General features: G+C 60.3%; 16 protein-coding genes. 2 read left to right on the top strand and 14 right to left on the bottom strand.

Features of this window, described 5'->3' with window-relative positions; genetic code table 11:
- Positions 1-9: 9 nt before the first annotated feature.
- The gene (locus AKL28_RS11545; protein WP_006463992.1) at positions 10-1,116 is read right to left on the bottom strand and encodes an S-(hydroxymethyl)glutathione dehydrogenase/class III alcohol dehydrogenase; all 1,107 of its coding nucleotides are present in this window, start codon (positions 1,114-1,116) and stop codon (positions 10-12) included.
- A 560-nt stretch (positions 1,117-1,676) separates the two neighbouring features.
- Here AKL28_RS11545 and AKL28_RS11540 point away from each other — a divergent pair.
- Positions 1,677-4,883, top strand: coding sequence for an EAL domain-containing protein (locus AKL28_RS11540; protein ID WP_050468286.1), 3,207 nt, complete (start codon positions 1,677-1,679; stop codon positions 4,881-4,883).
- Positions 4,884-4,907: 24 nt separating this feature from the next.
- Here AKL28_RS11540 and AKL28_RS11535 read toward each other — a convergent pair whose 3' ends face one another.
- Positions 4,908-6,170 (bottom strand): MFS transporter, encoded by a 1,263-nt coding sequence (locus AKL28_RS11535; protein WP_050468285.1) that lies wholly within the window; start codon positions 6,168-6,170, stop codon positions 4,908-4,910.
- Positions 6,171-6,392: 222 nt separating this feature from the next.
- On the opposite strand from AKL28_RS11535, the gene AKL28_RS11530 reads away from it, so the two are divergent.
- On the top strand, positions 6,393-7,442 hold the full coding sequence (locus AKL28_RS11530) for an NADP(H)-dependent aldo-keto reductase (protein WP_050468284.1): 1,050 nt from the start codon (positions 6,393-6,395) through the stop codon (positions 7,440-7,442).
- 90 nt (positions 7,443-7,532) lie between these two features.
- On the opposite strand, the gene AKL28_RS11525 is transcribed toward AKL28_RS11530, so the two are convergent.
- The 12 genes from AKL28_RS11525 to AKL28_RS23895 form a co-directional block, all read right to left on the bottom strand.
- A complete protein-coding gene (locus AKL28_RS11525) occupies positions 7,533-8,540 on the bottom strand; it encodes a bile acid:sodium symporter family protein (protein ID WP_050468283.1) in 1,008 nt (335 codons plus the stop codon).
- An 84-nt stretch (positions 8,541-8,624) separates the two neighbouring features.
- Entirely contained in the window at positions 8,625-8,966 is a 342-nt protein-coding gene (locus AKL28_RS11520; RefSeq protein WP_050468282.1) for a zinc ribbon domain-containing protein YjdM, read from the bottom strand.
- A gap of 147 nt (positions 8,967-9,113) precedes the next feature.
- Positions 9,114-10,502: a 4Fe-4S binding protein gene (locus AKL28_RS11515; RefSeq protein ID WP_414735698.1), complete on the bottom strand. Its 1,389-nt coding sequence runs from the start codon at positions 10,500-10,502 to the stop codon at positions 9,114-9,116.
- Between the two features lie 7 nt (positions 10,503-10,509).
- Positions 10,510-11,382, bottom strand: a complete 873-nt coding sequence (locus tag AKL28_RS11510; protein ID WP_050468281.1) for an FTR1 family iron permease — start codon at positions 11,380-11,382, stop codon at positions 10,510-10,512.
- Between the two features lie 166 nt (positions 11,383-11,548).
- Entirely contained in the window at positions 11,549-11,890 is a 342-nt protein-coding gene (locus AKL28_RS11505; RefSeq protein ID WP_050468280.1) for a cupredoxin domain-containing protein, read from the bottom strand.
- A gap of 139 nt (positions 11,891-12,029) precedes the next feature.
- Positions 12,030-12,575, bottom strand: coding sequence for an iron transporter (locus AKL28_RS11500; RefSeq protein WP_050468279.1), 546 nt, complete (start codon positions 12,573-12,575; stop codon positions 12,030-12,032).
- A 206-nt stretch (positions 12,576-12,781) separates the two neighbouring features.
- The gene (locus AKL28_RS11495) at positions 12,782-14,458 is read right to left on the bottom strand and encodes a methyl-accepting chemotaxis protein (protein ID WP_050468278.1); all 1,677 of its coding nucleotides are present in this window, start codon (positions 14,456-14,458) and stop codon (positions 12,782-12,784) included.
- A gap of 145 nt (positions 14,459-14,603) precedes the next feature.
- Positions 14,604-15,719: a patatin-like phospholipase family protein gene (locus AKL28_RS11490; protein WP_050468277.1), complete on the bottom strand. Its 1,116-nt coding sequence runs from the start codon at positions 15,717-15,719 to the stop codon at positions 14,604-14,606.
- A gap of 398 nt (positions 15,720-16,117) precedes the next feature.
- Positions 16,118-17,776 (bottom strand): tetratricopeptide repeat protein, encoded by a 1,659-nt coding sequence (locus tag AKL28_RS11485; RefSeq protein ID WP_169801838.1) that lies wholly within the window; start codon positions 17,774-17,776, stop codon positions 16,118-16,120.
- Positions 17,730-19,871, bottom strand: coding sequence for an eCIS core domain-containing protein (locus AKL28_RS25030; protein ID WP_231602403.1), 2,142 nt, complete (start codon positions 19,869-19,871; stop codon positions 17,730-17,732). The genes AKL28_RS11485 and AKL28_RS25030 overlap by 47 nt, the downstream gene beginning before the upstream one ends.
- A gap of 86 nt (positions 19,872-19,957) precedes the next feature.
- Positions 19,958-21,592, bottom strand: coding sequence for an eCIS core domain-containing protein (locus AKL28_RS23900; RefSeq protein ID WP_231602402.1), 1,635 nt, complete (start codon positions 21,590-21,592; stop codon positions 19,958-19,960).
- Positions 21,593-21,621: 29 nt separating this feature from the next.
- Positions 21,622-24,189: an eCIS core domain-containing protein gene (locus tag AKL28_RS23895; RefSeq protein ID WP_231602401.1), complete on the bottom strand. Its 2,568-nt coding sequence runs from the start codon at positions 24,187-24,189 to the stop codon at positions 21,622-21,624.
- Positions 24,190-24,203: the final 14 nt, after the last annotated feature.

Genomic DNA, 24,203 nt, shown 5'->3' with positions numbered 1-24,203 from the left:
TTCCTTTCATCAGAACTCGACCACCGAGCGGATCGACTCCCCGCTCTTCATCAGGTCGAAGCCTTCATTGATGCGCTCCAGCGGCAGCTTGTGGGTGATCAGGTCGTCGATGTTGAGCTTGCCTTCCATGTACCAGTCGACGATCTTGGGCACGTCGGTGCGTCCGCGCGCGCCGCCGAAAGCCGAACCCTTCCAGACGCGACCAGTCACCAGCTGGAACGGACGGGTCGAGATTTCCTGGCCGGCCGCCGCCACGCCGATGATGATGGACTGGCCCCAGCCCTTGTGGCAGCACTCCAGCGACTGGCGCATGGTGGTGGTGTTGCCGATGCATTCGAAGCTGTAGTCGGCGCCGCCGTCGGTCAGGCCGATAATGGCATCGACCACGTTGGGCACATCCTTGGGATTGATGAAGTCGGTCATGCCGAACTTGCGCGCCATGGCTTCGCGCGCCGGGTTCAGGTCCACGCCGATGATCTTGTTGGCGCCGACCATCTTGGCCGCCTGGATCACGTTCAGGCCGATGCCGCCCAGGCCGAACACCACCACGTTGGCGCCCGCCTCCACCTTGGCGGTGAACAGCACCGCCCCCACGCCGGTGGTGACGCCACAGCCGATGTAGCAGACCTTGTCGAAAGGCGCGTCGGAACGGATCTTGGCCAGCGCGATCTCCGGCACCACGATGTAGTTGGAGAAGGTCGAGGTACCCATGTAGTGGAACAGCGGCTTGCCGTCCAGCGAGAAGCGGCTGGTCGCATCCGGCATCAGGCCGCGGCCCTGGGTGGCGCGGATCGCCTGGCACAGGTTGGTCTTTTGCGAGAGGCAGAATTTGCATTCGCGGCATTCCGGGGTGTACAGCGGAATGACGTGGTCATCCTTCTTCAGCGACTTCACGCCGGGGCCGACATCGACCACCACGCCGGCGCCTTCATGGCCCAGGATGGCGGGGAAGATCCCTTCGGGGTCGGCGCCCGACAGCGTGTAGTAATCGGTGTGGCAAATGCCGGTGGCCTTGATCTCAACCAGCACTTCGCCGGCCTTGGGGCCGCCCAGTTCGACTTCCTCGATGGTCAAGGGCTTGCCCGCCTGCCATGCTACCGCTGCTCTTGTTTTCATAGGGATGTTGTCCTTTGTCAATGATGGTGAAATAACTTCGCGACTGGTCCGCCCGCGGCCAGGGCACACATGGCAGAATCGCCTGGAGAGCGCCGGAAACGGCGGGAAACCCCAGATGTTCGCGCGAAACCAAGGCGGTATTATCGCATCGCAAACAGAAATGGGCTGCGCCGCCTCTCTGATGAAAACTTTCCGCCGGCCATGAAATAGCCCCCGGGAACACATTCTCCCGCGTAGTGATAATGACAAAGATCGTCGCATGCGGTAAGGTTCACCCCAATAAAAGCACCAAGCCGTACGCAGACAAGAAAACACGGATGACATTTCCAGTGGCATGGAAAGCAACAAGACGAAAATCAGCCACCGGCCAGGCATCCCCTCTTCCTGCAAGAACGCGGATATGGGTGCAAACGGGAAGACGCACTGACCTGCCAAACAAACGGCAACAAAACATCCGATGAAACAGCGCGCCGCAGTCGAGGCGCATTGACGCATTCCGGGCAATTAACGGTTAGCGGCGGGAAGCTGCATAACCACCGTTGTTTTCAATCTTCGTCTACATGGGAAAACAGAAAAAGACCGCCGGACGAGCCGGCAGCACCCTCAGGACCCTGTTGATCTTCGTCGCTTTCGTCGGCTCGTTCATCGTCATCCAGACATGGTGGGAGATCCGCCAGGATCGTCTTCTGACCATCGAGGCGGAAAAGAGCAGCTCGATGGTCGCCGTGCGCAGCGTGCAGGAACACGCCGAACGCGCCTTCCGCAACATCGACCTCATGCTGTCGGCAACCTCGGCGGCCATCCATCAAGCCGACCACGACCTGCTCAGCGACGGCCCCGGCCTGCACCGCCTGCTCGTCGATCAAAAACAGCAGCAGCAGGCGGTGCTGGCGCTGCGCTATGTCGACCCCACCGGGTTCAGCCGCGCCAGCTCCTTTTTGCCCCTGGAACAGGAAAACGTCGCCGGCGACCTCAAGCTGAAATATGCGGACCGCGATCCGGCGCGTCCGCGCCTGTTCGTCGGCCAGCTCACCCGCAGCCATTACAACCGGGAACTGGTGCTGCCGGTGGCGATGAACCTGTACGACAGCGCCGCCCACCCGGCCGGCATGCTGGTGGCCGAACTGCGCGCCGCCTACTTCTTCGACTTCTACAAGCACATCACCAACTATAAGGCGATCGTCTCGCTGCGCAGCGACGACGGTTCGATGATGATCCGTTCGCCCTTCGAAGAACGCTGGCTCAACACCAGCATGAGGGATGCCAAGAGCATGGCCAGGATCAGCAGCGGCCCGGAGGAAGGCGGCTTCGAGGAAGTCTCCTACCTGACCGGCGAACAGCTGCTGTTCACCTACAAGCGGCTGCAGGACTGGCCGATGCTGGTGGTGTATGCGCGCCGCATGGACGACGTGCTGGCCCCGTGGCGCAGCCGGACCGAAAACCGTATCCTGCTGGCCACCGGCATCCTCGGCTTCATCCTGATCGCGCTGGTATCCTTCCTGATCTACTACCGCTACCAGCGCCGCCTCGACAATGCGCTCTCGGTCAGCGAGTACCGCTACCGCAAGCTATACGAAGACGGCAACGACCCGATCGTGCTGATCTCGGCCGACCTGCGCTATCTCGACTGCAACGCAGCCGCGGTGCGCTTTTTCGGCGTGCTGGATAAGAAACGCATCATCGGCCGCAAGGTCGGTTTGTTTTCGCGCCACAAGTCGCTGCACATTGAGCAGCCGGACATCGATGACCTGGTCGCCAAAACGCTCTCCGGACAGCCCCAGCAATTCGAGTGGGTAACGGTACGCCGCAACAAGATCATCTATACCGACGTCACGCTTCACCGCGCCGAACTCGACCGCGGCTATGCGATCTTCGCCATCCTGCGTGACATCACCGCCCGCAAGCGCGCCGAACTGCTGCAAAGCGAACAGAACCGCGTGCTGCATATGGTGATGGCCGACGAGGACCTGGACGGCATCCTCTCTGAAATCGTCAGCTTCGCCGATTCGCAGATCCCCTACAGCTCATGCTGCATCCTGCTGGTGAACGAGCACGCCACGCATTTCACCACAGTGCTGAGCCACCGCCATCCGGAACGCATAGTGCACATGCTGCGGGGCATGGCCATCCGCCACGGCAACGGCGTGGCGGCGGAAGCGGCGCTGCGGCGCTCGCCCTGCATCGTCACCGACATCGCCCGCGATCCGATGATGGAACACCTGCGCCCGCTGATCGACACCGAGGCGTATCCCTCCTGCGGCGCCTGGCCCATCCTTGGCAAGGAAGGCCAGCTGCTCGGCGTATTTTCCGCACTGCTCAAGGAAAACCAGGCGCCCAGCAGCGAATACCTGCAACTGGCCAACATCGCCGCCGACCTGGCCAGCGTGGCCATCGAGAGCCGCCGCGCCGACGAGCGCATCCGCCACCTGGCGCACTATGACGAACTGACCGGGCTGCCCAACCGTTTCTTGTGCACCCAGCACGTGAGCAACGCAATCACCCACGCCGAACACCGCGACGGCATGGTGGCAGTGCTGCTGCTCGACCTGGACCGTTTCAAGAACATCAACGACACCTTCGGCCATGAGACCGGCGAGGCGGTGTTGCAGGAAATCGCCCAGCGCTTCCGCGGCAGCCTGCGCGAGCTGGACATCCTGGCGCGCGTGGGCGGCGACGAATTCATCGTGCTGGTGGACGATTTCGACGATCCGCTACAGTTGGGCGAGATCGCGCAAAAACTGCTGACCGAAGCGCGCAAGCCCTTCATCATCGATGGCCAGGAAGCCACGCTCTCGGCCAGCATCGGCATCGCCACCTATCCCGGCGACGGCAACAATGCGCAAGCGCTGATCAAGAATGCCGACATCGCCATGTACCGCGCCAAGCACCACGGCAAGGACGACTACCGCTTCTTCTCCGACGAGGTCAACACCAACACGGTCGAGCGCATCGCGCTGGAATCCGAGCTGCGGCGCGCCATCGAACGCGGCGAGTTCGTGGTCCACTACCAGCCCAAGGTCAACCTGGCGAGCGCGCGCATCGTCGGCGCCGAAGCGCTGGTGCGCTGGCAACATCCGGTGCGCGGCCTGCTGCCGCCGGGGGAATTCATCATGCTGGCCGAAGAGACCCGCCTGATCGACCAGATCGGCCTGGCGGTGCTGGATGCCACCTGCCACGATGTCGGCCAGTTGCTGGAGCGCCGCCTGGAATTCGGCCGCATCTCGATCAATCTGGCCGGCAGCCAGTTCGGCGACGCCAACCTGCTGGACGACATCAAACGGGTGGTCGAACACCATGGCACGCCGCCCTCCTGCCTGGAATTCGAAATCACCGAAAGCATGGTCATGCACAACCGCGACCAGGCGATTGCGATCATGGACGGCATCCGCGCCGAAGGCTTCACCATCTCCATCGACGATTTCGGCACCGGCTATTCCTCGCTGGCGTACCTGAAGCGCTTCCCGGTCAATACGCTGAAGATCGACAAGTCCTTCATCAACGACATCCCGGACGACCCCAACGACAGCGCCATCGTGCAGGCCATCATTGCGATGGGCCATGCGTTGAACCTGAAGGTAGTGACCGAAGGCGTGGAAACCGAAAAGCAATTGAATGCGCTGCGCGAATTCGGCTCGGACGACTATCAGGGCTATTACTTCAGCAAGCCTGTTCCCTATGCCCAGTTCCTGCAATTGCTGCTGGCGCAGCAGCCGGCAGCCACTCAGGAAGAGATGCGGCTGTTCCGGGCCGGCGGCGAGATCCGCTAGGAAACGCGGCTACCACCGCCGCACCTACTTCGAAACCAGCCGATCCACCCGGTACAGCGCCGGGAACAGGTGTACCCACAACAGCACAATCAGGATGGTGCCGATGCCGCCGATCAGCACCGCCGGCACCGCGCCGAACCAGGCCGCCGTAAGGCCCGACTCGAACTCGCCCAACTGGTTGGAAGTGCCGATGAAGACCGAATTGACCGCGCTCACGCGCCCGCGCATGTTGTCCGGCGTTTCCAGCTGAACGAAGGAAGAGCGCACCACCACGCTGATCATGTCGGATGCCCCCAGCACGACCAGCGCCAGCAAAGACAAGGCGAAAGAGCGCGACAGGCCGAATACGATGGTCGCCAGGCCGAACACTCCCACCGCGATGAACATGGTGCGCCCCACCCTTCCGCGCAAGGGATTGCGCGCCAGGAACAGCGCTACCGTCAGCGCCCCCACCGCAGGCGCCGAACGCAGCAAACCCAGTCCGACCGAACCGGTCTGCAGGATGTCGTGCGCGTACACCGGCAGCAGCGCGGTGGCGCCGCCCAGCAATACGGCGAACATGTCCAGCGAGATGGCGCCGAAGATGGCCGGCTTGCTGCGGATGAAGGCCAGCCCCGCGAACACCGAGGACAGGCTGGCGCCGGTCGGTTTGGCCGCCGGTGCAGGCGTAGCCGATGGCGGCCGCCTGATCAGCGACAGCATCAGGCTGCACAGCGCGAACAACACGCAGCTGCTGGCATACACCACGGCCGGGCCAGCCACATAGAGAAAACCGCCCACCGCCGGGCCGATGATGATGGCGAACTGGGTGGCCGAAGCCGATCCCGCCACCGCGCGCGGCAGCAGCGACGGCGGCATCAGGCTGGGCAGCATGGCCGACATGGTGGGCTTGGAAAAAGCGCGCCCGGCGCCGATCACGAAGACGATGCAAAAAATGATGTCGCGATTGAGCCAGCCGCCGATGCTGCCCAACGCCAGCGTGGCCGCCGCCAGCGCCTCCACCAGCGCACTCAGGCGCGCGACGTTGCGGCGATCATGCTTGTCGGCCACATGGCCGACCACGAACACCAGGATCAGCGAAGGAATGAATTGCACCAGGCCGACAATACCGAGGTCGAAAGCGCTGTGCGTAAGCTGGTAGACCTGCCAGCCGACGGCCACGATCTGCATCTGCAAGGCGATGGTGGAAGCTACGCTGGCGCCCCAGAACAGTTTGAACGCAGTATGGTGGCGCAGGAGCTGGCCGGCCTCGGCCTGGCCCGAAGTGGGAGTGGATGTGGATGACATGAAGCGATGGACGCGATGGCAGGCGGAAATGATTTTCTTGTGGCGGAAGCCGCTTTCCTATCGCATGCATTGCACGCAGCAGGCAGGATGGCTCCGGGTTTCGGCGTATCCGGTTACCGGTCTTGGCGCCGGTCCGGCCGCGTCCTGCAATGAAGAAGCGGCGCAGATATACTACCCGATCCGGCGCGTCGCACCTGCGCCGACCACGATAAGGAGAAATACATGCTGTATCGCCAACTTGGCCGCACCGATGCCAAGGTCAGCCTGATCACCCTGGGCACCATGACCTGGGGCCAGCAGAACACTGAAGCCGACGCCCATTCCCAGCTCGATCTGGCGGTAGAGCGTGGCATCAACCTGATCGACGTGGCGGAAATGTATCCGGTGCCGCCCAAAGCGGAAACCCAGGGCCTGTCCGAACGCTATCTGGGTACCTGGCTGAAGAAGTCCGGCCTGCGCGACAAGCTGCTGATCGCCACCAAATGCACCGGCCCTGCGCGCAAGCCGCACAACCCGCGCCACATCCGCGGCGGCGTCAACGACCTCGACCGCAAGGGCCTGACCGATGCGCTGCACGGCAGCCTGGAACGGCTGCAACTGGACCACGTCGACCTCTACCAATTGCACTGGCCCGACCGCACCGTCAATAGCTTCGGCCAGCTCGGCTACCAGCACGTGGCCGATGAAAAGACCGTGCCGATCGAAGAAACGCTGAAGGTGCTCTCCGAATTCGTGCAGGCCGGCAAGATCCGCCATATCGGCCTGTCCAACGAAACCTCATGGGGCGTGGCGCAATTCCTGCGCGCTGCCGAACAGCATGGCCTGGAACGCGTGGTCACCATCCAGAATCCGTACAACCTGCTCAACCGCAGTTTCGAGATCAACCTGGCCGAGTTCGCGCACCGCGAACAGGTTGGCCTGCTGGCTTATTCGCCGCTGGCCTTCGGCATGTTGAGCGGGAAATACCTGAATGGCGCACGCCCCGCTGCCGGCCGCCTGACGCTGTTCGAGCGTTTCGTACGCTATACCAGCCCGCAAGCCGAACGCGCCACCGCCGAATACGTGGCGCTGGCCAAGCGGCATGGGCTGGACCCGGCACAGATGGCGCTGGCCTACGTCAACAGCCGCCCGTTCCTGACCTCCAACATCATCGGCGCCACTACCCTGGATCAGTTGCGCAGCAACCTGGATAGCCTGCAAGTGCAACTGAGCGATGAAGTGATCGCCGGCATCGAAGCGATCCACAAGGACCAGCCGAATCCGGCCCCCTGATGCGGATGCATTGATTCGCACGCCCCGCACCAAAAACAAAACCGGCCTGATGGCCGGTTTTGTTTTCATGGCATTGGTATGGCATCCATTTCAATCGCCGCCGCTTTCCGTTGCGACGGCTGCCTGCACCTCTTCCTCGCGCGCACCGTAGCGTTGCGCCAGCACCGCGCACACCATCAACTGCAATTGATGGAACAGCATCACCGGCAGCAGCACCATGCCGATCGCTCCGCTGGAAAACAGCACCTTGGCCATCGGCACGCCGCTGGCCAGGCTCTTCTTGGAGCCGCAAAAGACGATGGTGATTTCATCTTCCTTGTTGAAGCCAAGGCGGCGGCTGCCGTAGGTGGTGATCAGCATGATGGCGGCCAGCAGCACTGCATTGATCACCAGCACCGACACCAGCATGGTGGGCGGCACCTGATGCCACAGGCCCTGCGCTACCGCCTCGCTGAACGCGACGTAGACCACCAGCAGGATGGAGCTCTGGTCGACGAACTTGAGCCAGGACTTGTTGCGCTCGATCCAGGCGCCGATCCAGGGACGCAGCGCCTGGCCGGCAACGAAAGGCAGCAACAGTTGGTAGACGATCTTCAGGATCGACCCCAGCGAAGAATGGCCGTCGCCGTTGTGCGCCACCACCAGTATGCCGACCAGCAGCGGCGTGAGGAAGATGCCCAGCAAATTGGATGCGGAAGCCGCACAGATCGCCGCCGGCACATTGCCGCGCGCGACGGCCGTAAAAGCGATGGACGACTGCACAGTGGATGGCAGCACGCACAGGAACAGCAAGCCGAGGTAGAGCTCGGGCGTGATGAAATAAGTGAGCAGCGGCTTTGCGGCCAGGCCGATCAGCGGGAAGATGGCGAAAGTACACAGCAGCACCGTGGCATGCAAGCGCCAGTGCGTCATGCCGGCCACCACCGCCTCGCGCGAGAGCTTGGCGCCGTGCATGAAAAACAGCAGCCCGATCATGAACGTGGTCAGCCAGTCGAAACCGATGGCGACATCGCCTGTACAGGGGAAAATGGACGCCGTCGCCACTACGGCGATCAGCAGCAAGGTCATGTTGTCGGGAATGAAGCGTGGGCGGGCCATGGCGTTGTCGTTTACTGTTTCCGGATTCTTGGTGCTTGTTCTGGATGCGAGAAGGTGGCCCGCGAGGGGCCGCCCGGGAATCGATCAGACCTTCTTGACGAACTCGGTCTTGAGTCCCATCGAGCCGAAACCATCGATCTTGCAATCGATGTCATGGTCGCCATCGACCAGGCGGATATTCTTCACCTTGGTGCCCATCTTGACCACGCCGCCTCCGCCCTTGAGCTTCAAGTCCTTGATCACGGTAACGGTATCGCCATCCTGCAGGACGTTGCCGGCGGCATCGCGCCAGACCTTGGCTTCTTCGACGGCAGGCGAGGCTTGCTGCGCCGACCATTCATGCGCGCATTCCGGACACACGAACATGCCGCCATCCTCATACGTGAATTCGGATTGGCATTGGGGGCAGGCAGGCAACGTACTCATGGCAGACTCTTGTACAGAAAATAGAAAGGCGGGATTGTACCGCGCCGAGCCCAAGCCGGCCTTGAGCAGGCTCAGGCGGGCAATAAAAAAACGGCAAACCCCTTGATGGGAATTTGCCGTTTTGCCAAGCCGTTCAGCGCCGCAATCTCACCAGAGCCAGAACATCAGCAGCCAGGCATAGTTGACCAAGGCCAGACCGCCAACCAGCGGCGCCATGGCGACCAGGCGCTGCGGCCAGGACGTGGCATAGCGCGCCACCACCTTCCAGGCCAGCACCAGGCTCCACAGCGTCATCGCCGACAACAGCGCGGCGCGCACGTCGTTGGCCCAGTACACCGGCCAGTGCTCGGCGCGCAGCAGGCTGATGGTGGTCGCCGACAAGCCGACGAACACGCCGCAACCTGCCAGCGGAATCAGCGACTGCACCAGGTGGTTGAAGCGGCTCCATTCCCATTTGCCCAGCAGGCGCGTGCCAAGGGCGAACAGCAGCGAAATCCCGGTACCCAGCACCAGTGCGGTAGCCATGATGTAGCCCACCACCATGGCGCCGTCCAGCCAGGTGAAGACATCGCTTTGTTGCGGATAATTGGTCAGCAGCCACCAGGGAGCCTGGGTGCCGAAAGGCCACATGATGTCATGGTCGATCAGCCAGGTGGCGATAGCCTGCTTGATGACGATGAACCAGGGGCTGGCGGTCCAGTGAAACGCACCGATGGCGATGCCCAGCAGGCCGTAGAGCACCAGGGCGCTTTCCCACAGGTTGTTCTGGGTCTTGCCGAACTTGACCACTTCTACCGTCGGCGCACGGAAGGTCAGTTCGATGGCATCGCGATGGCCGCTGCAGCGTCCGCACATATGGCAGTCCGAGGCGCCCTTCATGTTGCGCAACGGCACCAGCGGCGCGCAATTGATCGGGATGATCTTGTGCTGGGGATGGTAGGAGGCGCGCCAGGCATCCTCGTTGACCTTGTAGTGCAGCGGCGCCAGCTTGGCCAGCAGGCCGAACACGCCATTGACCGGGCACAGGTACTTGCACCAGACGCGCTTGTCGCGGCCATACAGGTAGCCGACGATCATGGCGCCGACGGTGGAACCGCCCAGCACCAGCAGCACTGCCTTGGGATATTGGTAGACGCTGACCATCTGGCCGTAGACCGTGGTCAGCGCGAAAGCGACAAAAGGCCAGCCGCCCCAGCGCATCCATTTGGGAATGGCCTTGCCGCGGCCGTGTTTGCTGGCGAATTCGGTCAACGCGCCTTCCGGACAGAGCACGCCGCACCATACGCGCCCCATCAGGACCATGCTGACCAGCACGAACGGCCACCAGATGCCCCAGAAGGCAAACTGGGCGATGAGCGTCATGTTGGACCAGAGGTGGGCGGTTTCGTCAGGCAGCGGCAGGAACACCGGCACCAGGATCAGGATGGCGTACACCGCCACCACGATCCACTGCAAACCGCGAATGGATGCGCCGTTGCGGCGCATCCAATCGCCCGTACGCGAGAGCAGGGTCGGCGATTGCGTACAGGTATTCATAGCGGGCTCAGACTGCTTCTTGCCTCTTGGGCTGAGGCTTCGGTTTGCGGTAAAGGGCCGAGCATATCACAACCCAATAAACCACATAGACGATCACCGAAAGCAGCGCCGGGCGTGCACGGTAGCCGGTCAGCGTCGACAGCAGGCTGCCGATGGTGGAAGAATCGTCCAGCAGCCAGGAGGTGTCCCACACCGGCGCCGTCAGGGTCATGGTCCAGTCGGCCGAGGACAGTGCGTCGGAGCTTTCCAGCAGCACATCGAACAGCTTTTCCACGCCGGTGACCAGGAGGCCGGCCGCCAGCAGCAGCAGGATCACTTCGGTGACCTGGAAGAAACGGCGCCAGGAGAAGATCTTGCCGCCCAGTTGCAGGATATAGAAGGTCAGGAAGGCCAGGCCGAAACCGATGATGCCGGCCAGCACCAGCGAGGCCGTGCTGGCCTCCTGCTGGCCCAGGCCGATGCCGTACAGGAACACGGCGGTTTCGCTGCCCTCGCGCGCGATGGCCAGCGCCACCAGCACGAATACGCCCCACCAGTTGCCGCTCTCGACACTGGATTGCATCGAGCTTTCCATGTCCTTTTTGAGCGTGCGGCCGTGCTTGCGCATCCAGAACACCATCTGCACGATCAACACCGAGGCGATCAGTACGATGGCAATCTGGAAATACGTCTGGGCGTCGCCCGCCAGCAGCTCGGAAAAGCCCAGCAGCGCCGCGCCCAATGCGAGTGCCAGCAGCACGCCGGCCGCCACGCCGCTCCACAGGTACGGCAAGCCGCGGCGCGCGGAGATATCGCCATTCTTCAGCCAGGCATACAGGATGCCGACCACCAGAAGCGCCTCGACGCTTTCGCGCCAGACGATGAACATGACCTGTCCCATTGAAAACCTTCCCTTGCAAAGCTTGCTTCGTTCAATACATTCCGCTCGGCCGCATGGCTGCCGGGTCGACGCCGTTGCTCCTCGCGTCTCGCGCATGGGGCGGCGTACCGCCCTTGTTCAATGCCGCATCCGGGCGCGATCCGGTGCGGTGTCGAGCCCGCCCGATTTACTTGGCGACGATCACGCCTTGCGGCATGTTCAGGTGAAAGTCGTCGAAGAACTTGTACTCGCCAGGACGCAACGGGGCGATCACCACGAAGGACTGGGCGCCCGGCGCCAACACCTTTTCCTTGCGCAGTTCGATGCTTTCGAACTCGGCGGCGGATTTGCCGATGTTGTGGATCTCGATCTTGATGCGCTGGCCGGCCGGCACTTCGATGCGCGGCGGGATCAGCTTGCCGTCCTGCATTTCCAGCTTGAAGGTCGGCAAATCGGAGGCCGACGCCAGCGAGGCTCCTGCCAGCAGCAGCACTGCGCCGAGCATCAGTCGGGCTTTGCGTAAAAACATGGGCGCTCCAGAACTCTGAAATAGAAGCCGGCTGCACTGAGGATCATGGCCTCCAGGCAGCCGGTATTCGATACAGCACAATTACGGCACCGCGCGGTCCGGCGACAGGAAGCTCCCCCCGTCACAGAACCGGCACGGATCAGTAACCGCCCTTCTTGCCGATACCGGCGAAGGTGAAGTCGTAAGTCAATTCAAACGTCTTGAACCATGGGCCGACGCCGGTTTCCTTGTCGACGTGGCGGCCGAAGTGGGCATGCTCATTGGCAGCCGGCGAGGAGATGGTCAGCTTCAGCTTGTACTTGCCCGGGCCTTCCAGCTTGACGTTGTCGCCATAGTGCGGGCCGTCGTTGGCGACCATCGGCATCATGTCGCCCTTGATGGTCTTGGTGGAACCGGCTTTGGTCAGCTCATACTTGATTACCAGGTAAGGCATCCAGTCGCCTTCGGCGAAACCGTTAGGATTCTTGGCCACGGCGCGGACGTCGGCTTCCAGGTGGATATCGGACTCTTCCGCCTTGCGCATCATGCCGTCCGGCTCCATCTTGACCGGTTGCAGGTAGACGGCATTGACTTCGAAACCGTTCTGGATCTGCGGCTTGCCGATCGGGTATTCGGCGGCCATGGCCACACCTGCGGTACATGCCATCAAGGCGGCGGCAACAGCGAGTTTCTTGATACCAATCATCTTAGTGTTCTCCTGGTCAATCAAATGATAATGATTAGCATTAATTATATCATTATATAAATAGCCGCTGCGTGTCCGGATGGAAACCAGGCGACCCGATTGCCGAATGTCCTTCCCAGAATGAAAAAAGCTCCTCATCGAGGAGCTTTTTCTTGCTGCAGGAACAATGGATTGCTTCGTTTCTGTCCCTCAGCCAATTGGTTGGATCAGAACTCCTCCAACTCCATTTCCAGCTTTTTCACATTGGAAGCATCGCTCTTGATGCGTGCGCTTTGCGGCGTGATGTTGATGGAACTGCGCGCCATGACCGGCGCCGCGGCGACTGGATTGGCCAGGCGGTTGGCATCCAGCTTGAAAACGCCCACCACCCGCTCCAGCGTCTCTGCCTGCTGCTGCAACGCCTGTGCCGCAGCGGCCGCCTCTTCCACCAGTGCGGCATTTTGCTGCGTGGTCTGATCCATCTGCGAAACCGCCTGGTTGACTTGCGAAATGCCCGAACTCTGCTCTTCGCTGGCCGAAGCGATATCGCCCACGATCTGGGTGACGCGTTCGACGCTGTCGACGATCTCGCTCATGGTGACGCCGGCACGCTCGACCAGCTTGCTGCCGGTGCCGACCTTGTCGACGGAGTCGTCGATCAGCATCTTGATTTCCTTCGCCGCTGCCGCCGAACGCTGCGCCAGCGAACGCACTTCGGAAGCCACCACCGCGAAGCCGCGGCCCTGCTCGCCCGCACGGGCGGCTTCCACGGCTGCGTTCAACGCCAGGATGTTGGTCTGGAAAGCGATGCCGTCGATTACGGCGATGATGTCGACGATCTTGCGCGAGGAGTCGTTGATCGAGTTCATCGTCTCGACCACCTGGCGCACCACATCGCCGCCTTGCGAAGCGATGTTCGATGCCGACAGCGCCAGCTTGTTGGCTTCGCGCGCATTCTCGGTGTTTTGCTGCACGACCGAAGTCAACTGCTCCAGGCTCGATGCGCTCTCTTCCAGCGCTGCCGCCTGTTGCTCGGTACGGGAAGAAAGGTCGGCATTGCCGGCCGCGATCTGGCGTGCGGCAACGGTAACGGAATCGGTCGAGCTGCGCGTGGTGGTCACCACTTCCACAATGCGCGCCAGCAGCTTGTTGAACGCGGTGGCGGTACGGCCGATTTCATCCATGCGCTCGACCGGCACCGGACGCGACAGGTCCAGTGTCTGGCTGACATGCTCGAAGGTGTTCTGGATCCGGAACAGGCTGCGGCTCACATGGCGCAGCGTCTGGAAGCCCAGCAATGCGGTCAGCAGCACCGCAACGACGATCACCGCCACCATGGTACGGAAGGCGAAGGCGTAGGCCTCGTCGCTCTCGGTGCGTATCGCAGCAATCAGCTTGCCGCTGGCGACGATGTGGTCGTCGATGCCTTTCTTGGCCGCGGCGGCAGTAAGGGCCAGCGGCGTACCGGCTTCCAGCGTGGCGCGCACGGCGTCCATGTCATTTGCGTAAGCGGCGGCGAAGAACGGCACCAGCGCCTTGCGGTAGGCTTCGACGTTGGCCTTGTCGATCTCCATCAGCTTGCGGTCATCATCGTTGAACACGCGCTCGCGGTCATAGCGTGCGAATTCGTCATCCAGGGATTTATTGGCTGCATCGACTGCCTTTTGCAGGGTGGTCTTGTCGGGCAGGTTGGCAAACACCGACAGGCGATAGCCGGCCAGACGCGAATCGGCAATAAAGCCCTTAAGGGCATTGAGGCTTTCGATGCCGGGAATGATGCGGTTCTGGATCGTATCCAGCCGTTGCTGGGCACGCTGCAATTGCCACAGGCCGTCGACGCCGACGAACAGCAGCGCTAGCAAGGCTGTCGATAAAGTAATGATCAGGCGCTTGGTGATCGTCATGATAAAAAGTCCATGAAATAAGTGAGTAAAACCAGGAATGCGTCCCGGAGCCGTTTTTGTCTCCGCACTCGCCATGCCTGAGGCGCTGGCCGGTTCTTATGCCGCCTTGCGCGATTGAACTTCCGGCGGTCGGCAAGGATGCCGTTTATGCTGCCAGCGGCGCCGCCCTCTCCTGCACGCCCAGCGCATCGCCGTGCGTACGGCAGAATTCGAGGCCGGCGCGGTAGCCGACATCGAACAGCAGTTGCATGTTGGAAGAAGACCAGTCCAATATCTCCGGCCAATGCTGCTGCGGCACATCCTTCATCAGGTCGACCTTGAGCATCTTGCGGCGCGGCTTTCCGGTGGCCGGGTCCGTATTGTGTTCGAGTTCGAACAGACGCTGCTCGGCCTTGGAAATCTTGACCAGCGGCGTGATGATGGAACGCACCCAGGCATCGTAAAGATTGCGCGGCTTCCTGATCAGGCGATCCTCGCCCAGGATGTCCAGCACAACCAGCGTGTCGACATCGTCGTGCAGCGGCGGCTCGCCGTTGGCGCCCGGAATGAATGGATTGAAGTTGAGGGTATCCAGCGCCGCGCCTTCGATGTAGTTCTCGCCATCGATCTCGGTCGGCGCATAGAGAAAGGGAAACGACAGCGATGCCCGCACATGGGCCGCGGTAATCTCGCGCTTGCCCCAGACCTGCATGCGGTGGCGGTCGATGTTGTAGGCGTTGATGTAGAACTCCGGCCCCATCCTGGCGACGGTGTCGAAGTCGATGGATTGCTCGAGGAATGGCAGGTGCGCGCACAGGCCCAGGCTGCCCGAGTTGAGATCGGATGGCGACAAGGCCGACATCAGCAGATGCATCCAGTCGTTCCATTTGGCCGAGGCTTCAGCAAAATGGTGGGTGAAGATCTCGGCGAACGGATTCACCCCCATGCTGGGCAAGGTCTTGAGCTGCGCCATCATCGAATCGCGGTAGCTTTCGGCTTGCGATCCGGGCTTCTTGAACACCTTGTAGTTGACCGGGAACAGCTTGTAGATGCTGTCGGCCACACCAACCTCGGCCCAGCGCATGAGCGCTTCACGCGGCGATGCATCGCGCGGCGCGGTGTAAAGCAGCCCCATCAGGACCCCGGCGCCGGACGCTGAAATGACGTCGAACTCGACGCCCTCTGAAAGAAATGCCGCCAATGCCCCGGCGATCAGCGTCGAATTCGGCGCACCGCCCCCGATCACCAGAGCCTTTTTCCCCTGCCCTTGCGAATTGCCCATGAAAATCCCCCTGTATGCGCGTTTGCCCGCCAGGTTTCCCCACCATCGCGCTGCATGAAGTTGCTTAGGGAGTCATTGCCTCCCGACGTAACTATCGCGTACGTCGCAAATATAGCCGCAAAGCAATTTATGATTCTCGGGGCGGGCGATTTTATTCCCGCATATCAGGCATTCAGAAATTTAATAAGCTTGGCCTGGCATAGCCCACAAGGAAAAGTGAACGATCGTTCACCGGTAAGACCAATGGTTTGTAATCATGCCGTAAGGAAAGTCGGATAGATCATCTTGCACTGCAGCATTTCCAGTGGACGCGCTTTCAATCTATTGGCCTGAAACGCCAGCAAGATTTCACTTTTACTTTTCCGACCATTGCGGCGCCACGCTTGGTTGCGCGCTACTCACACATCGGGAGCTGCATCTTCCTGCAAGTCCGCGAGCAAAGTCCTCGCCCCCTCGTTATCCGGCGTGAGCTGCAATACCTGCTCAAGCAGCGCACGCGCCTGCCGGTACTGCCCCAGTTGCTGATGGCAGGCGGCCATGTTGTACAAGACGCCGGGATTGCAGCCATAGATATCCTCGGTACGCACGAAGTAGGTCAGCGCGCCGAGAAAGTCATTCTGCTCATACAGCAAGCAAGCGATATCGAATGCCAGATCGTTTTCCTCGCCCAGCGGAAAATAGCCTTCCCAGCAGCGCTCGAACATTTTCTTAAGATCGTGGAAATGCCCGCTGCCGAGTTCGGGCGCCAGTTGCTTCAGACGCGGCATCATTCGCGCCAGTTGATGTGCATCGAAACGATTGAAGCGCATGTACGCCAACACTTCAGCGATCCCCATGTTGTGCATGCCCCGCGCCAGAAAACTGGCGAGGGTATAAAAATCGTCCGGGCCGAATTCGGCCAAATGGCGTTGATATGCAGCACAAGTGGCCACATGCTGCGTCGGAGCCGGTACCAGCAGCAAGGCGATGATCGCCAGGCTGCGATGCGGATGCGGCGGGCGCAAGCCCAAAGCGCCGACCGACTCGGCACAACTGAGCAGAGCATGATAGTTCACGCTTAATGAAAATGATCCATGGCGCGCCATGGACGGTGGCGCGCTCAGTGCGATCGCCTCCTGCCTGCATTGCCCTTTATCCGCAGACAGCAGCAGCAATCCGCCGCGCGAGAACGAATGCAACAACGTCAGGCAACGCCAGGCAGCCAGCGGAAACAAAACATGCGCCCGCGCCAGCGTGGTTCGGTAATGTTCAAACAAGGCCTGCGCGGCAGCTTCCGTGCAAGGCGCAACACTGAGCGGCGCATAAGTGTAGTGTGGCTGCACCTGATCAAGCAGCGTTGTGACGTCCATATCGGACGGGTCGCCTTGCGTGAGCAGCGCCATCTCGCAGCCGTAGGACGAGCCATCCTGAAAATAAAACAACTCTTGCGGAACGCCGTCGAACACATAATTGGCGATTGCCACCAGCGGATGCTGCAAGCTGTCTGTCGCCAATGAACTACCTTCGATCTGTAACGTCAGCGTATCGGGACGATTGACATCGAACAGCGCCATGTCCAGCAAGCCTGCATCGATCCACGCCTGAAAACGCGGATGGTTGCGCCATGCGTCCAGATTGCTTTGCGTAAAGTCGGTCAGCACGTAACGAAACTCCGTCAGCGGTACCGTCGTCGAAGCGCACAAGTGCGCCAGATGACGCAAAAAATGAAACGCAAAACGCCCCGACCCCGCTCCCAGTTCGCAAATGGTCAATGGCTCGGCAGCAGGCGCCAGGCGCTGGCGGTCCTGATAAAAGGCGAACACGGTTTCGGCATATGCCTGTGCGATAGTCGGATTGCTGGTGATGTAATGCGGCACCTCTCCTTGCCGCCATGCGCTTGCGCCGCGTTCGCTGAAATAACGGCGTTGCAGTTGCCATAGTAAGGACGCGGAAAAAGGCCGCGCATGTTCCAGCACATGCCAGCTCATATCGGGGGCGTCCGCAGGGGCTATGGAAGCGCCATTAGTCGTTTTAAGCGTCATCGGCGTCGCGATCTGCATCTGCATCACGATCGACATCGGCAGTGCCGCTGGCAGCGTCGTCGTCGGCCGCGCCTCCATATGCTGCGGCAGCCGGGGCTGCTGCAGCGGCTGCGGGGGCCCCGGCGGCGGCTGAATCACGCTCCTCAGCGGTGTTCTTCTCGACCGTGAAGATCAGGCGTCGCATCCGCTTTTCAAGGTCGCTCCATATTGCGTTGCCGTCCTCACCCAAATCTGCCCACTTTCCTGGATTCTTCGTAGGCACCTTCAGCGAATTGGATATTTTTCTTATTCCGCCTGATTCATCAACCGAAAAAAAGTATTGATTCAAAATCCCGTCACTGCGTCCGCCTTCAATCTTCAAATGCCCTTCGGAGACATAACCCAATCCGCTTTTATCAGGCGGCAAGGAGATATGCGCCGCTCTTTTTTCGTCCTTTATCTCATACTTCAGTCCTGTGAGAAGAAGCATTCCTGCGCCGCCTCCTGAGGTGACCACATCAAATCCATCGCCTTCCATTAGCCACTTCTTTTCGATTGTTTTCAGCGTATTGCGCGTGCCCGCCTGTACTGCTATCTCCTTCTTTTTCTCACGTTTTTCGTAATCAGCTCGTCCAGCCTCTTTTTTCTTCTTTTTATCTGCGGCCTCTTGATCTGTCGCTTCTCTCTCCGCAGCTCTTTCTGCAGCTCTTACCTTTGCTCGCGCTTGCTTCTCCTGGTCTTTCTCCTTTTTCGCTTCCCGTTTGGCTGCTCTTCTGTCTGGTTTCTTTGCCGCTCCCCCGATTTTGGAACCAGCTGGGACAACGGCAGGCTTTCCGGCCAAAAACGGCTCTACATCTTGGCTCTGAGCTGACGCTTCCGCCGATGCTTGCCCAGACGCCGAATCGCCTGCCGCCGCCTCCGCTCCGGAGGGAAGCGTGGGAGATGCCTGCGGCGTCTCGACAACGGCCTTTGCTTCCGCGCGAGCTGGCGCGTCATCCACCTCCGCCCGTGCGGGGGCGGCAGCAGGGGAAGCTCCAGAAGACTCTCCAGACGCCGCAGCCAATGGCGCCGATTCTGCTGCCGCTGGCGCAGCCGCAGCCGCTGCTGCGGCTTCCGCTCTGAGCCGTCGCCGATCATGTTTGGTGAGCTTCACCCCAGCCCCGGCCACCGCTGCTGGGGCTTTCGCCGGAGCCTCCACCGGTTCCGGTTTCTTTTCATCCGGCGGCTGATAGCGATACAAGTTCCGAAATTTCCAGCCGGTTATATTGTTTCTGCTGCTCGTAACATATCGATCAGGATCACGCTCGCCTTCCTGCCAGCGATAGTAATATTCTCCCCCGTCCGTATCCTCCGCACTTTTAGCGCCCTCATCCGTGGCGCTGCATTCCACATAAAAACGCTGCAGCACCGGCATGCCAAGTCCGGCGCCTTGTACTACGCGAGCATTTGTTGCCGGGGATGAGCCTGCCGCCAGCGCCTGCTGCCCCATGATATCCGCCTCTCGTTCCAGCCCCTTGTCGTCGTTGACAGGCGTGCCGCTTTTCATCTGCAAGGTCGGTTTGACTCTGCCCTGCGCCTGTTGCACCACATGCCAGGCCTCGTGCGGCAGATGTTTTTCCTGCCCCGCCGCAAGATGGATTTCGCTTCCTTGCGCATACGCATGGGCATTCAGTTGCGCAGGCCTGGATGAGTTGTAATGCACCTTGACGTGATCCAGGCTCATGCCGGAAAGTGATTCGACGCCGGCTTTAAGCTGATTGGGCAAGCCTGTGTTGTTTGTTTTTGGCGCAGGCTGTTGAGTTGATTGCGTTGAATCTTCGCCAAGCGTTTTTGCTTGTGCAACGTCATTGTTCATTGGCGTCATGGCGCCGAAGGCGGCATCCCGTTTGGAGCGGGAACTGTTCTCCATCGGCGCACCGGCCGCACGCAGCTGTGCAATACGCTGGCTGCCATCCATCATCTCGCGGATTGACCTAAGCTGGAGCGCCTCCGGCCGTTTGTCCACAAACGTTGCCTGAGGCAGTGTTTGGGCAAACTTCCCCTGGAGTGCGGCAGCGGACCGGTTATCTTCCAGGAAAACAGCCTTCCCGTCGGCTACTTGATTGCCGGACTGAGATGAATTGGCTTTATTTTTTGTGCTGGATTCGGCCATACCTATCTTTGATCAATTGAACCGGAAGGAGCATTGCTCGTCGTCAAGTCTATCAAGTCCGAACTACTACAAATGAAGCCCTGGGTTTAACGTTGACCGTGTGCTCTCGGGAACAATGCATTAGCCCGCGTGTTTAGCTCACCTTGGATGGCTGTTGCTGCATCGGCGCGCAACGAGGATCGGTTCCAGCTCAACTGCATCTGGGCAATCGGATGAATCGGAAGATAAGTCTCCTCGTCCTCACCGCCATCGATACGGCCTTCGAACATCGCTTCTTGCGCTTCTGCGGTTTCGTCGTTATCAAGAAAATTACGCAGGTGAGCCGCCACTTGGGCGCGCGTGAACGTAAAATTCTCGTTCTCCAGGTTGGTCCCCAGCAATTCTGAATTCGCGAAGCTTTGGGTAACTTCCGCCAGGTCGCCGACGATCACGACAACGAAGCCGTGATGAGCTGGATTGAATACCACCTGGTAGATACTGTTTGCCGCTTCATTCTCGATAGCGGTAGCCAATGCATCCAATCTTTCCGCCGTGGTCGTGGTGTCGCCCGCATTACCGCGCTGAGTTTGTGGACCATGTCTTAGCAGGGAATATATCCAGTCTGATGTCGGAATGCACGAGGCGCCGTTAGGACCGGACAATTCCGTGACCGGATTCAATCCGTATGTGCGCATGTTATTAATGGCATCGGCGGCGTGGTCGGCAATTACATCCCATTCCTGGCCCGTCAGGCCGCGACCGAGATGTTGTTCAATGGCATGGCGCGCGTTGAGGAATGCAGCGCGCAGCGGCCCCTGCGGCTCTTCCTCCTCCATGTCGGCACCATCTTGCTCCATGCCGCCCTCTTCCTCTTCCCCATCTTGCTCGATGCCTTGATCGATAGGTAAAACATCGTCGGCTTGTAGATGGAAAATGGCAGGATTGTTCAAATCCTGCGTAAAGATTCTTCCCGTCTTCCGGTCTAGAAACGTGCCGTCATGGCGACTGACCAAATTGACGCGTTCGCCTTGCGCTGTAGCTACGGTTCCCCTAATTGCCTGAATCACCCCGGCCATCTGTGCAATACCAACTACGCGCCTGTCGCCAAATGACGAATTGCCGTGCTCTGGCTTTGCTTGCAGAGCCCGCGCTCCCATAACATCGGCCTCGTGCTCCAAGGCATGGTCGTCATTGATTGACACGCCCTTGGCCTGCATAGTCGGCGCTACCCTTCCCTGCGCCTGCTGCACCACATGCCATGCCTCATGTGGAAGATGCTGTTCCTGCCCGGGTGCAATATGGATGTCCCGGCCCTGCGCATACGCATGTGCGTTGAGCTGTGCAGGTTTGTCCGAGCTGTAATGAACCTTGACATGATCCATCGACATGCCTGACAACGACTCGATGCCTGACTTCAAGCCGTCCGGCAGGCCCGTGTCGTTGCGATGCTCGGCCGCTCCACCGCCCCCTTCCGCACCTCCCCCCGTTTGCCGTTGCACAGTCACCGCCGGCATCATGCTGATCAATCCACCCGCATCGGTGCCCTTCTCATCATCCTGGTCGCTTGCTTTGTCATTCTCTTTGCGTTGCAGCGCGCGTTCGCTGTCTCGCGCCATCTCCATCAGCGAACGCTGTGCGACCGCGCTGTCGCGGCGATCATGGAAATTGCTATCGACGATACGCGTCCGTTTGCCTCCGGCAGGCGTTTCGCTCGACTTGCTTTTCCATGAATAGGTTCGCATGGTTTCTCCTTGACGCAAGAAAATCAGATTTACGACCCTGGCTTATCCCAACGATCGCTATAGAACAAGGCCATCGCCGGATCGCTGCGCACTTCCGCCACTGAATGCCGGAGGCCGCTGCTGGATTCCTCTGTGACAGGGCGGGGGATATGGGTGTCCTTACGCACGCCGGTGCCGCTGCCGAATTGTTCGTTGCCGAACCTGGTTGCCGGCGAGCGCACGACGCGCGGCGTCCCTATCAATGCGAGTAGTGCTGCTATTTCATCGCGGACTTGCTTTTCTATGTCGTCAAAGAATTGTTTCTTGACGCCGAGCACCGTGTCGCTACGCGTTTTGACCAAGAGTTTGAATGCCTCTAGTCTCGCCTTATAGCGTTCCAGCGCACCGCCGCCGCTGGGATCCGCCTCCTCGGCTGGAGTAAAGGCATCTGTGCCGTCGTCGACCATCATATTGCGCAACGCCAAAGCGCTGACCAGAATGTCGCCCGTCCTTGCGGCGGGGATGGGTGCCGCCATTCCCACCAAGGTCGCATAATCCGCGTAGCAAAAGGAATTCTGTGCAACATACCCCGCCAGGGTTCTCCATGCACCGGTTTCTTCATCGTTTTCGAACGGCAGGCTGCGCAATGGCGCCATTACGTCTGGCAGCAGGCCGAGTACTACTTGCGCCGCATGAGGAGCAAATGCGGCCAATGCGGCCGGGTCCGTCGCCGTCGTCGCCAGAATATTGGGCACGGAATCCTTAATCCAGAGCGAATACAATTCCTTGATCGTGGAGGACAAATCAAGATCGTCCGGTAACTTTCCAGCTTTTCCGCTGGTACCCAGCAGGATCGATGGGATGGCGAGCGTATTCGCCAGCGCTTTGTTCAGATGTGTTGCCAGAGCCGGATCGCCGAATGTTTTTTCGGCCATTTCGTCCAAAATTCCGAACGCGCGTCCCAATATTCCCGCTTCCGTGGAATTTGGCTTCATCACTTTACGCACCGTCGAAATGAAGCGGGCGCTTTCCTCGCCGGTCAGTGTGATATTCAATTGCGAATAGACTTTTCCTCCTTGCAGCTTGCCGGGGCCGGGGGCTTGCAAGGCCATCGCCGCATAAGTGCCGCCATGCGCCAGCACCTGAGCCGGTTGCCATGATTGACCCAGGCCTTCTCCCTCCAGTCGCGGCAAGAGAGCCGCTACCGGTACATATTGTTTGCCGAAGGCGCCCATCACCGCTTTGAGTGTCGTATCGATCGCTTCTATCTTGGACTTATCCGGCCCGCCGTCAGTGGCGTTCGGCACCAGAAACGGCGGCATGCCGATCTCGACCACTGCCCCCGAATCGGTTTCCAATTCGAAGTTCAATGGAAACAGACGGGAAAATGGCGCCGATCTGGCCAAGGGAATATGGGACGGGATATCCGGCCCCAGATTGTGTTGTCCGAATTCATATTCGAAGCCTACGCTACGGTGCGAGGTCATGATGCTTTGCATCGAAAAGCGTTCACTCAGGTAATTCTGATAGTTGCGCTGCTGATGGATAAAAGCCGGTACGTTGGACGGATCGAAGGTTTCAGGCGGAGCGGCAGGTGCGGCACGCGCGCGGCGCCCGTCGGCCTGCCCTTCCGGTATCGGCGGCGACAGCGCATCGGCCTTGGTGAAAGTTTCATCGCGCAAATGCAGCCAGCCATCGTGCTGATAATTGGAAGCACTCTCGGAATACAGTGGATACCAGGCGTATTTCTGCTCTGCATGGCGGTCCTCTCTGCGATTGCCCTCCATCTCTTGGTTGGGGCCGCGCCGCGACCAGATCGGATCATCGATATCGATGGCCAGCGTTTCACCATTACCGACCTCGGGGCCGCTGGTTCCCTCGAAAATCGAGCCGCCGCTAAGCGGCACCAGATGAGTGATGCCGTTGACAATCACGTCTTGTTTCGCCAGTTGCCGCACGCCCGACGTCAGCGGTACGGCGCTCGTGCCCGATGTCATTGACGGCGCTGCCGCGGATTGCAATTGCATTGCGCGAGTCCCCATGGCATCGGCTTCGCTTTCCAGCCGGTCGTCGTCGTTAACCGATATGCCCTTGGCCTGCATTGTCGGCTGCACCCGGCCCTGCATCTGCTGCACCACATGCCACGCCTCATGCGGAAGATGCCGCTCCTGCCCCGATGCAATATGAATGTCGCTACCCTGCGCATAAGCATGTGCGTTAAGCTGGGCTGGCTTGTCCGAGTTGTAATGAACCTTGACGTGATCCATCGACATGCCTGACATCGACTCGACGCCCGCCTTGAGCTTATCCGGAAGGCCCGTATCGTTGGCGCGCCCTGCGCCTCCCCCCATTGCTGGAACCGTCCCCGAACTGTCATGGGCATCGATGGATTTGGCCTGTGTCGTCGCTTCCTCTTCTTCCAGATTTTCCAAGCGCTGCGCGATGCCGCCCCCGGTCGCTCCCAACGGTATGCTTCGGCCGCTCCCGGCAGCCATCTCCGCCAGCTTGCGCTGTGCGGCCGCGGCGGGACGCCGATCGACGAAACCGGCCGGCTGAATCGCGTGCTTCTGTGCCGTATCGGCCGCATTCTGATTTTTTATCAACGCGTCGGTTTTCATCACGACTCCCTTTG

It is taken from the genome of Herbaspirillum chlorophenolicum, assembly GCF_001189955.1.
GTDB classification, from domain to species: Bacteria; Pseudomonadota; Gammaproteobacteria; order Burkholderiales; family Burkholderiaceae_D; genus Herbaspirillum; species Herbaspirillum chlorophenolicum.
Note: the sequence above shows the minus strand (reverse complement) of the source record. Positions and strands in the feature narration are given on the sequence as shown.

Coding starts and splice junctions, on each gene's coding strand:
- AKL28_RS11545 (WP_006463992.1), bottom strand. CDS start 1,116: ATGAAAACAAGAGCAGCGGTAGCATGGCAGGCGGGCAAGCCCTTGACC.
- AKL28_RS25030 (WP_231602403.1), bottom strand. CDS start 19,871: ATGGCCGAATCCAGCACAAAAAATAAAGCCAATTCATCTCAGTCCGGC.
- AKL28_RS11495 (WP_050468278.1), bottom strand. CDS start 14,458: ATGACGATCACCAAGCGCCTGATCATTACTTTATCGACAGCCTTGCTA.
- AKL28_RS23895 (WP_231602401.1), bottom strand. CDS start 24,189: ATGAAAACCGACGCGTTGATAAAAAATCAGAATGCGGCCGATACGGCA.
- AKL28_RS11505 (WP_050468280.1), bottom strand. CDS start 11,890: ATGTTTTTACGCAAAGCCCGACTGATGCTCGGCGCAGTGCTGCTGCTG.
- AKL28_RS11490 (WP_050468277.1), bottom strand. CDS start 15,719: ATGGGCAATTCGCAAGGGCAGGGGAAAAAGGCTCTGGTGATCGGGGGC.
- AKL28_RS11540 (WP_050468286.1), top strand. CDS start 1,677: ATGGGAAAACAGAAAAAGACCGCCGGACGAGCCGGCAGCACCCTCAGG.
- AKL28_RS11515 (WP_414735698.1), bottom strand. CDS start 10,502: ATGAATACCTGTACGCAATCGCCGACCCTGCTCTCGCGTACGGGCGAT.
- AKL28_RS23900 (WP_231602402.1), bottom strand. CDS start 21,592: ATGCGAACCTATTCATGGAAAAGCAAGTCGAGCGAAACGCCTGCCGGA.
- AKL28_RS11535 (WP_050468285.1), bottom strand. CDS start 6,170: ATGTCATCCACATCCACTCCCACTTCGGGCCAGGCCGAGGCCGGCCAG.
- AKL28_RS11485 (WP_169801838.1), bottom strand. CDS start 17,776: ATGTCGATCGTGATGCAGATGCAGATCGCGACGCCGATGACGCTTAAA.
- AKL28_RS11510 (WP_050468281.1), bottom strand. CDS start 11,382: ATGGGACAGGTCATGTTCATCGTCTGGCGCGAAAGCGTCGAGGCGCTT.
- AKL28_RS11520 (WP_050468282.1), bottom strand. CDS start 8,966: ATGAGTACGTTGCCTGCCTGCCCCCAATGCCAATCCGAATTCACGTAT.
- AKL28_RS11525 (WP_050468283.1), bottom strand. CDS start 8,540: ATGGCCCGCCCACGCTTCATTCCCGACAACATGACCTTGCTGCTGATC.
- AKL28_RS11500 (WP_050468279.1), bottom strand. CDS start 12,575: ATGATTGGTATCAAGAAACTCGCTGTTGCCGCCGCCTTGATGGCATGT.
- AKL28_RS11530 (WP_050468284.1), top strand. CDS start 6,393: ATGCTGTATCGCCAACTTGGCCGCACCGATGCCAAGGTCAGCCTGATC.